General features: G+C 69.9%; 16 protein-coding genes. 6 read left to right on the forward strand and 10 right to left on the reverse strand.

What is annotated here, in order from left to right:
* Nucleotides 1-796: crosslink repair DNA glycosylase YcaQ family protein (locus BGN97_RS11285; RefSeq protein WP_292701383.1), on the reverse strand; the 796-nt coding region annotated here is incomplete at its 3' end.
* Between the two features lie 68 nt (nt 797-864).
* Here BGN97_RS11285 and BGN97_RS11290 point away from each other — a divergent pair.
* Nucleotides 865-2,061 carry an AI-2E family transporter gene (locus BGN97_RS11290; protein ID WP_292701386.1) on the forward strand — a complete coding sequence of 399 codons (1,197 nt, stop codon included), beginning with the start codon at nt 865-867 and terminating at the stop codon, nt 2,059-2,061.
* A complete protein-coding gene (ilvA, locus tag BGN97_RS11295; protein ID WP_292701389.1) occupies nt 2,058-3,287 on the forward strand; it encodes a threonine ammonia-lyase in 1,230 nt (409 codons plus the stop codon). The genes BGN97_RS11290 and ilvA overlap by 4 nt, the downstream gene beginning before the upstream one ends.
* A gap of 81 nt (nt 3,288-3,368) precedes the next feature.
* Here the strand turns inward: ilvA and greA are convergent, their stop codons facing one another.
* Entirely contained in the window at nt 3,369-3,857 is a 489-nt protein-coding gene (gene greA, locus BGN97_RS11300; protein WP_292701391.1) for a transcription elongation factor GreA, read from the reverse strand.
* 122 nt (nt 3,858-3,979) lie between these two features.
* On the reverse strand, nt 3,980-4,366 hold the full coding sequence (locus BGN97_RS11305; protein WP_292701394.1) for a DUF4307 domain-containing protein: 387 nt from the start codon (nt 4,364-4,366) through the stop codon (nt 3,980-3,982).
* 96 nt (nt 4,367-4,462) lie between these two features.
* Here BGN97_RS11305 and BGN97_RS11310 point away from each other — a divergent pair, with 96 nt between their 5' ends.
* The gene (locus tag BGN97_RS11310) at nt 4,463-4,756 is read left to right on the forward strand and encodes a hypothetical protein (protein ID WP_292701396.1); all 294 of its coding nucleotides are present in this window, start codon (nt 4,463-4,465) and stop codon (nt 4,754-4,756) included.
* 7 nt (nt 4,757-4,763) lie between these two features.
* On the opposite strand, the gene BGN97_RS11315 is transcribed toward BGN97_RS11310, so the two are convergent.
* Together BGN97_RS11315 and BGN97_RS11320 are read right to left on the reverse strand one after the other, a co-directional pair.
* Nucleotides 4,764-5,237, reverse strand: coding sequence for an S-ribosylhomocysteine lyase (locus BGN97_RS11315; RefSeq protein WP_292701399.1), 474 nt, complete (start codon nt 5,235-5,237; stop codon nt 4,764-4,766).
* A 74-nt stretch (nt 5,238-5,311) separates the two neighbouring features.
* On the reverse strand, nt 5,312-6,046 hold the full coding sequence (locus tag BGN97_RS11320; RefSeq protein WP_292701402.1) for a hemolysin III family protein: 735 nt from the start codon (nt 6,044-6,046) through the stop codon (nt 5,312-5,314).
* Nucleotides 6,047-6,135: 89 nt separating this feature from the next.
* Here BGN97_RS11320 and BGN97_RS11325 point away from each other — a divergent pair, with 89 nt between their 5' ends.
* The 3 genes from BGN97_RS11325 to BGN97_RS11335 all read left to right on the forward strand — a co-directional run bounded on the left by BGN97_RS11325 (nt 6,136) and on the right by BGN97_RS11335 (nt 9,620).
* Complete coding sequence (locus tag BGN97_RS11325) at nt 6,136-6,918, forward strand: isoprenyl transferase (RefSeq protein ID WP_292701405.1); 783 nt, start codon at nt 6,136-6,138, stop codon at nt 6,916-6,918.
* Between the two features lie 46 nt (nt 6,919-6,964).
* Complete coding sequence (locus BGN97_RS11330; protein ID WP_292701408.1) at nt 6,965-8,095, forward strand: aminotransferase class V-fold PLP-dependent enzyme; 1,131 nt, start codon at nt 6,965-6,967, stop codon at nt 8,093-8,095.
* A gap of 217 nt (nt 8,096-8,312) precedes the next feature.
* Nucleotides 8,313-9,620 (forward strand): PhoH family protein, encoded by a 1,308-nt coding sequence (locus BGN97_RS11335; RefSeq protein ID WP_292702174.1) that lies wholly within the window; start codon nt 8,313-8,315, stop codon nt 9,618-9,620.
* A gap of 111 nt (nt 9,621-9,731) precedes the next feature.
* Here the strand turns inward: BGN97_RS11335 and BGN97_RS11340 are convergent, their stop codons facing one another.
* The 5 genes from BGN97_RS11340 to BGN97_RS11360 all read right to left on the reverse strand — a co-directional run bounded on the left by BGN97_RS11340 (nt 9,732) and on the right by BGN97_RS11360 (nt 13,734).
* The gene (locus tag BGN97_RS11340) at nt 9,732-10,568 is read right to left on the reverse strand and encodes a DUF559 domain-containing protein (protein WP_292701410.1); all 837 of its coding nucleotides are present in this window, start codon (nt 10,566-10,568) and stop codon (nt 9,732-9,734) included.
* A gap of 205 nt (nt 10,569-10,773) precedes the next feature.
* The gene (locus tag BGN97_RS11345; protein ID WP_292701413.1) at nt 10,774-12,192 is read right to left on the reverse strand and encodes a class II fumarate hydratase; all 1,419 of its coding nucleotides are present in this window, start codon (nt 12,190-12,192) and stop codon (nt 10,774-10,776) included.
* Entirely contained in the window at nt 12,189-12,860 is a 672-nt protein-coding gene (locus BGN97_RS11350) for a carbonic anhydrase (RefSeq protein WP_285634096.1), read from the reverse strand. Before BGN97_RS11350 ends, BGN97_RS11345 begins: the two co-directional genes overlap by 4 nt.
* Entirely contained in the window at nt 12,857-13,498 is a 642-nt protein-coding gene (locus BGN97_RS11355) for a DUF4245 family protein (RefSeq protein ID WP_292701418.1), read from the reverse strand. The genes BGN97_RS11350 and BGN97_RS11355 overlap by 4 nt, the downstream gene beginning before the upstream one ends.
* Nucleotides 13,495-13,734 (reverse strand): exodeoxyribonuclease VII small subunit, encoded by a 240-nt coding sequence (locus BGN97_RS11360; RefSeq protein WP_285634092.1) that lies wholly within the window; start codon nt 13,732-13,734, stop codon nt 13,495-13,497. Before BGN97_RS11360 ends, BGN97_RS11355 begins: the two co-directional genes overlap by 4 nt.
* Nucleotides 13,735-13,908: the final 174 nt, after the last annotated feature.

Genomic DNA, 13,908 nt, shown 5'->3' on the forward strand with positions numbered 1-13,908 from the left:
CGCGATCCCAGCCCCGCACGGCCACCGGCTCCAGCTCGCCGGCATCGACGAGGTCCGCGACCGCCGCGCGGACGGCGGACTGGTCCCGGAACCGGTAGTAGTCGTTCAGGTCGGCGACCGTCGAGACCCCGTAGGAGCGCGCAGCGCGGCGCACCAGTTCCCGCACGGCGTCCTCTTCGGCCACCGGGGCCGCCAGCACGTTCGCGGGCACGATCTGCTCGGCCAGGCCGTAGCGCCGCTCGAACCCGATCCGTCCGGCGATCGCCACCTCGCCGCAGCGCCAGAGGTGCTCGAGAGCCGACTTCGCCGCATCCCAGTCCCACCAGGGCCCGCGCTCGCGCGGCGCATCGTCGCGCAGGTCCGCCGGCCGCAGCGGCCCCCGATCGCGTAGCTCGGCCCGCACCCAGTCGAGCGTGCGGGCGTTCGCGCTCATCCAGCTGTCCGGTCGGGATGCCCGGTCGCGCCACGCACGCATCCGGAAGTCCCAGAGAGCCCAGTCCTCGACGGGCATGAAGGCGGCCTCGTGCGCGAGGTACTCGACGTAGTGCGTCGTGCGGGAGAGGAACGACCGATCGAGCAGCGCCGTGTCGTAGGAGCCCAGCCGCGAGAACATCGGCATGTAGTGCGAGCGCGCGAACACGTTCACGGAGTCGATCTGCAGCACGCCCAGGCGATCCATGGCGCGGTGCAGGTGGCGGGACGCCACGGCATCCGGCATCCGTCGGGAGAAGCCCTGTGCGGCGAGGGTGATCCGGCGCGCCTCTCCGGCGCTGAGGGAGGTGGTCGTCGACGTCACCCGTTCAGGCTATCCGGGCCCTCCGACACGGAGCGGGCGCTCCCGGGGAGCGTACGTAGAATTGCACAATGAGCGACAACCCCACACCGAGGTTCCGCAATCCGTTCCGCCACTATCCGCCGGTGATCGACCGCACGGTGACCACCGAGACGGACGAGGCCGTGCCCAGACCGCTGCGGGTGACCGCCGCGTATGCGTGGCGCCTGCTCGTCATCGCGGGGGCCATCGCCCTGTTCATCTGGCTGGTGATGCTGCTCAAGGCGCTCGTCATCCCGCTGATGGTCGGGATCCTGATCACGGCCCTCCTCTGGCCGGCGTTCCAGCTCATGCTCCACGCACGGTTCCCGCGCTGGCTCGCCATCGCCACGACCGTCGTCGGCACGATCGGTATCGTCACGGGGCTGCTGTGGCTGGTCGTCTGGCAGGTTCGCGAGCAGTGGGGCGACGTGCAGGCGAGGACGCTGCTGGCGGTCGACGAACTGAAGAAGTTCCTGCTCGACAGCCCGTTCCATCTCACCGCGACAGACATCGACGGCTACATCGCGCAGCTGCAGAAGCTGCTCACGGAGCAGCAGGACTGGATCTGGAGTGCCGCCGGCGCCGTCACGGGCACGGCCGCCGAGGTCCTCACCGGCGCGCTGCTCTCGCTGTTCATCCTGATCTGCCTGCTGGCCGACGGCGGCGGGATCTGGAAGTGGACGCTGCGACTCTTCCCGCGCAAGGCGCGGCCGGCGGCGGATGCCGCGGCCCGCAACGGCTGGGACACGGTCATCAACTACGCGCGGACCCAGATGCTGGTCGCCGGGATCGACGCGGTGGGCATCGGCGTCGGCGCCGCGCTTCTCGGGGTGCCCATGGCCATCCCGGTCGCAGTGCTGGTGTTCCTCGGCTCGTTCGTCCCGATCGTCGGCGCCGTCGTCACGGGTGCGGTCGCGGTGTTCCTCGCGCTGGTCTACAACGGGATCTGGATCGCCATCGCGATGCTCGGCGTCGTGCTGCTGGTTCAGCAGCTCGAGGGACACATCCTGCAGCCCATCCTGATGGGCTCGGCCGTCAAGGTGCACCCCCTGGCGGTGGTGCTGGTCGTCGCGGGCGGCGCGATGATCGCGCGCATCCCCGGCGCCCTGTTCGCCGTCCCGCTGGCGGCCTTCATCAACGTGGCGGCGGTGACCATCAGCACCGGCGCCTGGCGCACGGGTGAGGAGCCCGCCGCCGATCTCATCTGGAGCACAGTCCCGCGTGAGCGGGCGAGGAGGAATCGATGACCGCAGTCCCGAGCCTGGCGGAGTTCTCAGCCGCAGCCGAGAGCCTGTCCGAGGTGATCTCGCACACGCCGACCGAGCTGTCGCGCGCGCTCAGCGACATCGTCGGGGCGCCGGTGCTGCTGAAGATGGAGAACCTGCAGCGCACGGGCTCGTTCAAGATCCGCGGTGCGACGTACCGTCTCGCCCAGCTCACGGCAGAGGAGCGCTCGCGCGGCGTGGTCGCCGCGTCCGCCGGCAACCACGCGCAGGGTGTGGCACTCGCAGCGCAGTCCCTCGGCATCCCCGCGACGATCTTCATGCCGCTGGGCGTGCCGGTGCCGAAGCTGCTGGCGACGCGCGGCTACGGCGCCGAGGTGGTGCTGGAAGGCGAGACGGTGGCCACCTCGCTGCGCCTCGCGGCCGAGTTCGCCGAGAGCACCGGGGCCGTGCTGATCCCGCCGTTCAACCACCGTGACGTGATCCTCGGCCAGGGGACGCTCGGACTGGAGATCTTCCAGGACGTCCCCGACGTCGACACCGTGATCATGGGCATCGGCGGCGGCGGGCTCATCGCCGGCGTCGCCGCCGCCATCAAGCAGGCGGCCGCGGAGGCCGGGCGCACGGTGCGGGTCATCGGCGTGCAGGCCGAGAACGCCGCCGCCGTGCCGCCGTCGCTGCAGGCGGGGGAGCCGGTCGAGATCACCACGCACCCCACGATCGCCGACGGCATCCTCGTCGCCCGACCCGGCGACATCCCCTTCGAGATCATCCAGGAGCTCGTGGACGAGGTCGTCACGGTCACCGAGGATGACATCGCCCGGGCACTCCTCGTGCTGCTCGAGCACGCCAAGGTCGTCGTCGAGCCGGCCGGAGCTGTCGGCGTCGCCGCCATCCTCGCGGGAAAGGTCAGGGGCACCGGCAAGACGGTACCGATCCTCTCCGGCGGCAACATCGACCCGATGCTGCTGCAGCGCGTGGTCTCGCACGGGCTCGCCGCCGCCGGCCGCTACGCCACCGTGCGCATCCCGCTGCCCGACCGTCCGGGCCAGCTCGCGAAGGTCTCCGAGATCCTCGCGCAGGTCGGCGCGAACGTCATGGAGGTGCTGCACACCCGGCACGGCCACGGCCTTCAGATCAGCGAGATGATCCTGCAGCTCTCGATCGAGACGCGCGGTCCCGAGCACACCCAGCTCGCCCTGGACACGCTGCGTGCGGCGCGTTTCGAGCCGGAGATCGTGGCGGACTGATCCCCGCCTTCTCGCACTCCGAGACGCAGAAGGCGGGATGCGCCCTCAGGACATCCCGCCTTCTGCCGTGCCGGGCCGTGGTCAGCCGGTGTAGGTCTCCACGCCGGTGATCTCGACCGAGATCGCGCGGCCGTTGGGAGCCTCGTAGCTGGTCTTCTCGCCGATCTTCAGGCCGAGGATGGCCTGTCCGAGCGGGCTGGCCTCGCTGTAGACGTCCATGTCGGCGCCCACGGCGATCTCGCGGCTGCCGAGCAGGAACACCTCTTCGCCACCCGCGACGATCGCGGTGACGACGGTGCCGGGCTCGACGATGCCGCGGCTGGTGGGGGCCTCGCCGACCTTCGCGGTCTTCAGCAGCTGCTGGAGCGTGACGATGCGCGCCTCCTGCTTGCCCTGCTCGTCCTTGGCTGCGTGGTAGCCGCCGTTCTCCTTGAGGTCGCCCTCCTCACGGGCGGCCTCGATGCGTGCGGCGATCTCCTCGCGACCGGTGGTCGAGAGGCGTTCGAGCTCTTCGGCGAGCCGGTCGTAGGCCTCCTGCGTGAGGAACGGTACCTGAGCGTCTGTGGACACAGCGTGCTCCTTCGGTGCGGGCCCCTTCAGGGGCTGAGGATTCCGAACCGTCTGCTGCGGCTCGGCGGATATGCCAAGACGCCCCGGCGTGGGCCGGGGCGTCGGTCGTCTTGCGGACGAGTCTAAGCGACCCAGCAGGACTTCACCAAACCGGTCGTCGCAGCCGCGACGGTCGGGATGCGCACGTCCAGCGCCGAGGTGTGCTTCTGCGAGGCCGGGATCTCGAGCACCTTCCAGCCCACGATGCCGAACTCCTCGTCGAGGGCCTGCACCACGCACACGACGTCGGCGCCGCGCGGCGCGGTGTACTGGAAGCGGACGTCCACGCTGTGATCGTCGTTGAGCGTGAAGCCCATGTCGTCGGCGCTCACGGTGCTCATCTCGTTCACCACGGTCATCCAGCCGAACGCGCCCACGAGCAGCGCCGCGACGGCTCCGCCGATGATCCAGGGCAGCCGTCGGCGACCGGCGCGACCATAGCGCTCATCGAGCTCGCGTGCGGTGGTCACGGGTCTCCTGATCCTTGGTGGAGGGACGGGCCGTTCCGCATCGGCGGATAGGCTGGTACTCCCAGGTTATTCGACCTGAGGATGAAAGGCGCACCCATGATCCTGTTCGGCGACACCACCCCCATGCCGACGCCGACCTCGACCGTCCCGCCCGAGGTGGTGACTCCGGGTTTCGCCGGCTTCGCCGTCGTGATCGTGGTCGTCGCGGCCGTCATCCTGCTGATCTGGGACATGAACCGCCGCATCCGCCGGGTCCGCTACCGCGAAGAGGTGCGGGATGAACTGGATGCCGAGCTCGCCGCGGCATCCGAAGGTCCGCTCGTCGCCGATGCGCCTGCCGAGACGGACGCACCGACCGAGCCCGACGACGACGGCGGCGCGAAGCGCTGATCCGGGCTCAGACTCCGACGCGCTGGAAGGCGTCCTGGCTGATCCCCTGATCCAGGATCCGCTTCGCCCACTCCTTGGCGGAGTGCAGGCTGTGGTCGCGGTAGTTGCCGCACTCCACCGCCGAGACGCCGGGCACGTCGCTCCACTGCGCGGGGCCCGCGATGAACTCCAGGCCTGCGCGGACCGCCGCGACGACGTCGACCACCGCCGGCTCGCCCCACATGATCAGGTGGAAGCCGGTGCGGCATCCGAACGGCGAGAAGTCGATCACGCCGTCGATTTCGTCGCGCAGCACGCTCGCCATGGTGTGCTCGATGGTGTGCAGGCCCGCGGTGGGGATCTCGCCCTCGTTGGGCTGCACGAAGCGCAGGTCGAAGTTCGAGATGGCGTCGCCCCTCGGGCCGCGCTCGACGCCGATCAGGCGCACGTAGGGCGCCTGCACGGCGGTGTGGTCCAGGGTGAAGCTCTCGACGTCGGCCATGGTGATCCTCCAGATCGTTCAGCTGTCAGGATGCCACGCCGCACCGCAGGCGCGGCAGCGGATGACGCCCGGTGTCAGCCGGCGAGCCCCAGCGATGGCGCGTGCGGCGCCAGCGAGATGAGCAGGCAGGCCGTCCAGTGGCACAGGAACGCCAGCACGGTGCAGACGTGGAAGATCTCATGGAAGCCGAAGTGGCCGGGCCACGGGTTGGGCTTCTTCATCGCGTAGATCACCGCGCCGATCGTGTACAGCACGCCGCCCACGCAGACCAGCACCATCATGGCGACGTTGGCCTGCACCAGGTCGACCATGTACATCACCGCGGCCCAGCCGAGTGCGAGGTACAGCGCGACGTACAGCCAGCGCGGCGCATTGATCCAGAAGACGCGGAACAGGATGCCCAGGATCGCGCCGCTCCACACGACGATCAGCAGCAGCGTGCCCTTGCCGGGCTCCAGCGCCAGCACCGCCAACGGCGTGTACGTGCCCGCGATCAGCAGCAGGATGTTCGCGTGGTCGATGCGCTTGAGCACCATCTTGGTCTTCGGACCCCAGTTGAAGCGGTGGTACAGCGCGGAGTTGCCGAACAGCAGCAGCGAGGTGGCCATGAACACCGCGGCGGCCCATTTGCCCGGGGTGCCGTGCGCGAGCACGATGAGGACGATGCCCGCCGCGATCGCGACGGGGAATGTGCCCGCGTGGATCCATCCCCGCCAGCTCGGTTTGATCTCGACGGCGGCGTCCTTCGCCGCGGCGTCGAGAAGCGGGAGCTGGGGGACATCGGGACTGCCTGCGGCTCGGGTGCTCACGTGCTCACTCTAGGCGCGGCCGCATTCCGTGCGCCGTACATATCCTGCGCACTCCGGTGCCTCCCGGTCTGTGGAGGTAGCGTAGGGATGTGAGTGCACGCGAGAGCTCGGGGCGGGGACCCCTCTATCGGCTCTACGGGAACCGTCTTCGACGTCGGATCGACCCGGCGACCGTGCCGCACCACGTGGCGATGATGATCGACGGCAACCGGCGCTGGGCTCGTCAGCTCGGCTACGAGTCGGCGGCCGACGGCCACCGCGCGGGTGCGGCGAAGATGCGGGAGTTCCTCGGCTGGTGCGACGAGCTCGGCGTGGACGTGGTCTCGCTCTACCTGCTGTCCGCCGACAACCTGACCAAGCGGGACTCGAAGGAGATCGGCGACCTCATCGAGATCATCGCCGAACTCGCGGACACCCTGTCGAAGCACGGCGACTGGAGAGTGCAGCATGTCGGCAGGGCCGACATCCTGCCGCCGGAGCTGGCGCGCGTGCTCGCGGATGCCGAGGAGCGCACCCGCGACCACACCGGGCTGCACGTGAACCTCGCGGTCGGCTACGGCGGCCGCAACGAGATCGTGGACGCGGTGCGCAGCATCATCGGCAAGCACAACGCCTCCGGCGGCACGCTGGAGGATCTCGCGGCCCATCTCACTCCCGAGATGATCGGCGAGCACCTGTACACCGGCGGCCAGCCCGACCCCGACCTGGTGATCCGCACCAGCGGCGAGCAGCGCCTCAGCGACTTCCTGCTCTGGCAGAGCGCCCACAGCGAGTTCTACTTCGTCGAGGCGCTCGGTCCTGACCTCCGGCGGGTCGACTTCCTGCGCGCCATCCGCGACTTCGCCGACCGCGATCGGCGCTTCGGACGCTGACGGGTCGCGGCACACCGACCTCGGCTGGATGCGCGAGACTGGACGGATGAGCGCTCTGGATGACTACGTCGCGTCGTTCGCGGGGGAGACCGGCTACCTGAACTGGGCGGCGTTCGGCCCGCTCGCGCCGGCGGTCCGTTCTGCGATGCACGATGCGGTCGAGGTGATGGGCGGATACTCTCCGCGAGAGCACGCGTCCGTCACCGCCCGCACCGGGCGCGCCGTCGCCGGCATCGCGGAGATGCTCGGCGCGAAGCGGTCGGAGGTCGTGCTGCGTCCGAGCTCGACGGATGCCCTGCAGCACGCCCTGTACGGGCTCAGCGGCGCGGTCATCGCGGGATCCGGCGAGTTCCCCAGCATCAGCCTCACGCTCCAGCGCGCCGCCGACGCGTCGGCCGGTGCGCTCGAGCCGCGCTGGATCGACCCGGCTGACGGGCGGGTCACGACGGATGCCGTGGCGGCCGCGCTCGACGACGATGTGGCGGCGGTCGCGGTCAGCCACGTCGACTACCGCACCGGCTATCGCGCGGATCTGACGGCGCTGCGAGAGCTGATCGGCCCTGATCGGCTGCTCATCGTGGACGCGGTGCAGTCGTTCGGCGTCGTCGACGAGGACTGGAGCGCCGCCGACGTGGTGGCGGGCCACGGGTACAAGTGGTTGCGTTCGGGGCGCGGCACCGGCTTCGCGCGCTTCTCCGACCGCGCCGTGGAGCGGCTCCGTCCCGTGCTCAGCGGGATCACCGGCATCGACGCCGACGGCCCCTTCTCCGGGGCGGTGCCCCCGCCGGCATCCGCTGCCCGTGCCTTCAGCGCCAGCGTGCCCGATCACCTCGCCGCGGTGCGGCTCGCGGCCGCGCTGGACGAGATGCGCGGAGTGGGCGTCGCCGCGATCGCGACGACCGTGCAGCGCAACGTCGACGAGATCCTCACGATCGCGGAGCGTCACGGCATCCGGTCGGCGACACCGGCCGATCCCGCGCGGCGCGCGGGGATCGTCTCTCTCGTCCCCGACGATGCGGAGGGGCTGGGCCGCGCCCTCGGCGACGCCGGGCTGGCCGTCACCGTCCGTGGCGGGGCCGTGCGCGTCGCCGCGCACGCCGGCACCGGCGCCGAGACGCTGCGGATGCTGGACGACGCGCTCACGGCATCCGGAAACCGGACGTTCATCACCTCTTAACACGACACGCCCGCGCGTCTTTCGCGGCGTGCGACCGAGCGGGTCGTACCTTCGAGGCATCGGACACCGTGCCCGATCGAGTCGGCCTCCAGGATCGCGACTCGTGGCCCCTGGTCGACTCGCTGCAGAGCCGGGATCATCCCGGGTAGGGGAGTGGATCGTGACCACACGTTCAGCGCAGCAGCAGTCCACCCGCAAGGCCGTCGCAACCGGAGCCGTGTCACACGATGACACGGCTCTTCGCACATATGTGCTCGACACATCGGTGCTGCTCAGCGACCCGCAGGCCCTGTTCCGCTTCGCGGAGCACTCGATCGTCCTGCCGGTGGTGGTGATCTCGGAGCTCGAGGCCAAGCGCCACGACCCCGAGCTCGGCTACTTCGCGCGTCGCGCCCTGCGGCATCTCGACGAGCTTCGGGTCGAGCACGGGCGGCTGGACTTCCCGGTCGAGGTCGGCGAGGGGGGCACGCTGCGCGTCGAGCTCGGCACCGCCGACCTTTCGATCCTTCCCGCCGGCATCCGGCTGAGCGACAACGACAGCCGCATCCTCGCCACGGCCGCGCAGCTCGCGCAGGACGGGCAGGCCGTCACGATCGTCTCCAAGGACCTGCCGATGCGCGTCAAGGCGGCATCCCTCGGTCTGCAGGCCGAGGAGTACCTCGCTGAGCAGGCGATCGATTCGGGCTGGACCGGCATCGCGCCGCTCGACCTCTCTGGTGACGAGATGAGCGACCTCTACGAGAGCGAGGTCGGTCTCAGCGAGCAGGTGCGCGGGGTGCCGGTCAACACGGGCCTGATCATCCACTCCGAGCGCGGCTCGGCTCTCGGCCGGGTCACCGGCGACGGGGAGTACCGCCTGGTGCGCGGCGACCGCGAGGTGTTCGGACTGCACGGACGGTCGGCCGAGCAGCGCATCGCGATCGACCTGCTGCTCGACCCCGAGGTCGGGATCGTCTCGCTCGGCGGGCGAGCCGGCACCGGAAAGTCGGCGCTGGCGCTGTGCGCGGGCCTGGAGGCCGTGCTGGAGCGGCAGCAGCAGAAGAAGATCATCGTGTTCCGGCCGCTGTTCGCGGTCGGCGGCCAGGAGCTCGGCTACCTCCCCGGCGACCGCGAGGAGAAGATGAACCCGTGGGGTCAGGCGGTGTACGACACGCTCGGCTCCGTCGTCTCGGGGAACGTCCTCGACGAGGTCGTGGAGCGCGGGATGCTGGAGGTGCTGCCGCTCACGCACATCCGCGGCCGTTCGCTGCACGACGCGTTCGTGATCGTCGACGAGGCGCAGTCGCTGGAGCGCAACGTGCTCCTGACGGTGCTCAGCCGGATGGGGCAGAACTCGCGCGTCATCCTCACGCACGACGTGGGGCAGCGCGACAACCTGCGGGTCGGGCGGCACGACGGCATCGCGAGCGTGATCGAGACGCTCAAGGGGCACGACCTGTTCGGGCACGTCACCCTCACCCGATCGGAGCGCTCCGCGATCGCGGCGCTCGTCACGGAGCTCCTGGAGGGCGGGGAGCTCAGCTGACGGCTGCACGACCCGGGAAATCGGGAACAGTTGCACGACTCGGGAACGAATGCACGACCAGATCGCCAGTTCGGTCGTGCAGGTGTTCCCGGGTCGTGCATCTGTACTGGGTCAAGAGCGCGCGTACGCACGCTGGAGCGCCGCGAGGATCGCAGGTTGCACACTCTCCCAGTCGTAGATGATCTGGGCGTAGTCGAAACGCAGTGATTCGTAGCCCAGGGCGGATGCTGCCGCATCGCGCACCAGATCCTTGTGACGCTTCGCAGGTCCGTCGTGATTCTCCTTGCCGTCGACCTCGATGATCAGGCGACCACCGGCGACGAAGTCGACAAGGCCGACACCTGTGATGTCCACCTGCCGCCTGAGCTCTATGCCCAGCAGGTGCAGGCGCAGCCGAAGCAGCGATTCCAGACCGCTGTCGGCGTCAGAGCGCGCGAAGTCCACGAGCCAGCGCGCAGACTCGGGCAAGGCGGCGCGGATGCGAAGGCGAACAGTGCTGGAGAGCCGGCGCTTGCGCCAGGCGGACTCGAACGCCGCGAAGAATGCCTCCTCACCGGAGCATCCGAACACGTGGACGAGCGCAGTCTCCACTGACGCAACTCCGAACCGGGTGGGGCCGCCGAAGAAGTGGGTCACGCAGTCGCACCTCGGATGCGGATGTCTGCGGCCGTTGGCGCCCAGCCAGACATGCAGGGTGGGTTCCTCCGAGAGGGTCCAGATGCCGTGCAGTTTCAGCGCCGCTTCGCACGTCAGCATCCCGCCGTGCTCGGCGGCGCGCACCACTTGCGGGTTCGTGTCGTTCGAGGCGAAGACGCCGGGGCGAACGCGCCGAATGGCGCCGACCGCCGCGTGGGCTGCGAGCGCCTTGCGCGAGATGCCCTTCTTCTGCAGCATCCGGCCTCTCGCGACACCACCGGCACGACGGATGAGGACTGAGGGATCGAGCATCCCATCACCCTGCCTGACTGCAGGCTTGGGCCGTCCCCGAAGTCCACTCGCTGTGAACAACCCAACGGGAATCGCGATCTGTGGAGGGCGAATGTGCCGGACACAGATGCACGACCCGGGAACGGATGCACGATCAGATCGGCAGATCGGTCGTGCAAGTGTTCCCGGGTCGTGCAAGTGTGCCCGAACAGGGTACCGGCTGGCGTCAGCCCGCGTGGGTCATGCTCAGCAGGTCGAGCTTCTGGTCGAGCACCTCGAGGGTGATCTCGCCGCGCTCGACGTAGCCGAGGTCGATCACGGCGTCGCGCACCGTGATGCCCTTGGCGACGGCGTGCTTGGCGATCTTGGCCGCCGCCTCGTAGCCGATGATCTTGTTCAGCGGGGTCACCGTCGACGGGCTCATGCCGGCCAGGGCCGCGGCGCGCTCGACGTTGGCCTGCAGGCCGTCGACGGTCTTGTCGGCCAGCACGCGGGTGGCGTTCGACAGCAGACGGATCGACTCGAGCAGGGCGGTGCCCATCACCGGGATGGCGACGTTCAGCTCGAAGGCGCCGGAGGCGCCGCCCCAGGCGATCGTGGCGTCGTTGCCGATCACGCGGGCGCACACCATGAGCACGGCCTCGGGGATGACCGGGTTGACCTTGCCCGGCATGATCGACGAACCCGGCTGGAGGTCGGGCAGGTGGATCTCGGCGAGGCCGGTGTTGGGGCCGGAGCCCATCCAGCGCAGGTCGTTGTTGATCTTGGTCAGCGACACGGCGATGGTGCGCAGGGCGCCGGATGCCTCGACCAGGCCGTCGCGGTTGGCCTGGGCCTCGAAGTGGTCCTTGGCCTCGGTGATGGGCAGCTCGGTCTCGGCGGCGAGCAGCTCGATGACCTTCTGCGGGAAGCCCAGCGGGGTGTTGATGCCGGTGCCGACGGCGGTGCCCCCGAGGGGGACCTCTGCGACGCGGGGGAGGGCGGCCTGCACACGCTCGATGCCGAGACGCATCTGGCGGGCGTAGCCGCCGAACTCCTGGCCGAGGGTGACCGGGGTGGCGTCCATCAGGTGGGTGCGGCCCGACTTGACGACGCTCTTCCAGGCATCCGCCTTCGCCTCGAAAGCGACGGCCAGGTGGTCGAGAGCCGGGATGAGGTCGTCGATCAGCGCCTGGGTGACGGCGACGTGCACCGAGGTCGGGAACACGTCGTTCGAGGACTGCGACGCGTTCACGTGGTCGTTGGGGTGCACCGCGGAGCCGAGGATGCGCGAGGCGAGCGTGGCGAGCACCTCGTTCATGTTCATGTTCGACGAGGTGCCGGAGCCGGTCTGGTACGTGTCGATCGGGAACTCGCCGTCGTGCGCACCGGTGGCCACCTCGTCGGCGGCCTGGGCGATCGCGTCGGCGATGGCGCCGTCGAGGGTGCCGAGGTCCTTGTTCGCGAGGGCGGCTGCCTTCTTGATGCGGGCGAGCGCGGCGATCTGCGCGGACTCGAGGCCCTTGCCCGAGATCGGGAAGTTCTCGACCGCGCGCTGGGTCTGCGCGCTGTACAGGGCGTTCACGGGGACACGCACTTCACCCATGGTGTCGTGCTCGATGCGGTACTGCGTGCTTTCGCCGCTCTGCTGGTGGGTGTCAGTCACTTCTGCTCCTTCGAGAGTGAGGGGATGTCGGAGTCGGCGAGGCCGACCTGTGCGATGGGGACGGCGCTGCCGTCGGTCAGTCGGTACTTGGCGCCCACGATGGCCAGGCGGCCCTCGGCGACGGCGTCGCTGATGATCTCGGACGACTCCAGCAGGCCGAGGATGGTGCCGCGCAGGTGCTCGCGCCCGACCTCTTCGGGGTCGATGTCCTCGACGGTGGTGCCGCCGCTCTCCTTCAGCACGCGACGTGCGGCGGGGACGATCGGGGCGATGAGCTTCCAGATCTTCGGCGGGATCGGCTCGGCGTCGATCGCCGTGCCGCGCACGGCGGCGGCGACCGCACCGCAGGAGTCGTGAGCGAGCACGACCAGCAGCGGGACGTCGAGCATCGCGACGGCGAACTCGATGCTCGCCACTGCCGAGTCCGTCACCATCTGGCCGGCGTTGCGGGTGGTGAACAGGTCGCCCAGTCCGACGTCGAAGAGGGTCTCGGCGGCGACGCGCGAGTCGGAGCAGCCCAGGAAGGTGGCGAACGGGTTCTGTCCGCCCGCGATCTCGGCCCGGCGGTGCGCGTCCTGGTTGGGGTGCTCCGAGATGCCTGCGACGAATCGCCTGTTGCCCTCGATCAGCTTCGTCCAGGCCTCAGCGGGGGTGAGTGTCGTGGTCATCCGGCCTCCTTCAGGTCGCTCAACTGCGAGGTGAGTGATTCAGCAAGCTTCTTGGTGGAGTCCGCGGAGCGGGAGCCGTAGAGCAGCACGTAGTCGCGGCCGGCCTGGGTGCCGAGCGCGTACGTGACGTTCGCCGTGCCGCGATCGCCCAGGTCGAACACATCCCAGGTCACGCCGTCGATCTGCTCGGTGCCGGTCGGGGCCATGCCTCCGGTGACCTGCGGTGCCCAGTTCACGTCCGCGTCGAAGGCCTGCGCGAGCTTGACGAAGCCGCGCTCGCGCTCGCCCGCGGGTGCGAGGGTGATGCTCCACACCTTGGTGGCGCCGCCCTCCAGCCCTGCGGCGTTCACACGCCAGAAGTCGCCCAGCTCGGGCACGATCACCGGGCGATCCGAGGTCGACGAGACGTCGGCCGCGATCCCCGCGACATCGATGGCCGGGCGCGCGGTGGGCTCGCCGCGCGGGACCGCGAACACGATCACCGCCACGACGGCGACGGTGATGATCAGCGCGGCGATGAGGTTGCGGAAGGTCTGGCTGGACCGGTAGACGCGGCTCGACTCCGCCTTGCGGTCGGCGGTCTCCTGCGGAGTCTCGGGCCGGCCGAGCTCGGCGACGATTTCGGGCTTGCGGCTCATGCCTCTTCTCCGGCGGATGCCGCGTCGCGGGCGGCCTCGAGACGGCGCTTCGCGCCCAGCAGCCACTCCTCGCAGCGGGCGGCCAGCGCCTCACCGCGCTCCCAGAGGGCCAGGGAGTGCTCGAGCGTGGGGGATCCCTGTTCGAGTTCGGCGACGACGCGCACGAGTTCGTCGCGCGCGGCCTCGAACGACAGCGATTCGACGGGGGAGTCGTTGGACGCAGTCACGACATCCATCCTACCGGCGTGTCACGGACGCCCCGTCCGGGCGGCCAGCGGCACAGGTCGGCCCCCGGAGTGGCACGGCCGGATGCGGGGGCCGGGTGCGGGCGCAAGCCGGGCGGGACAGATACCGGGATGTACGGATGTCGTGGTGTACAGGCACCGGAGTGGACGGACACCGGCATGGGT

Origin of the sequence: Microbacterium sp. 69-10, assembly GCF_001897945.1 — a bacterium.
In the GTDB taxonomy this organism is placed as follows: Bacteria; Actinomycetota; Actinomycetes; order Actinomycetales; family Microbacteriaceae; genus Microbacterium.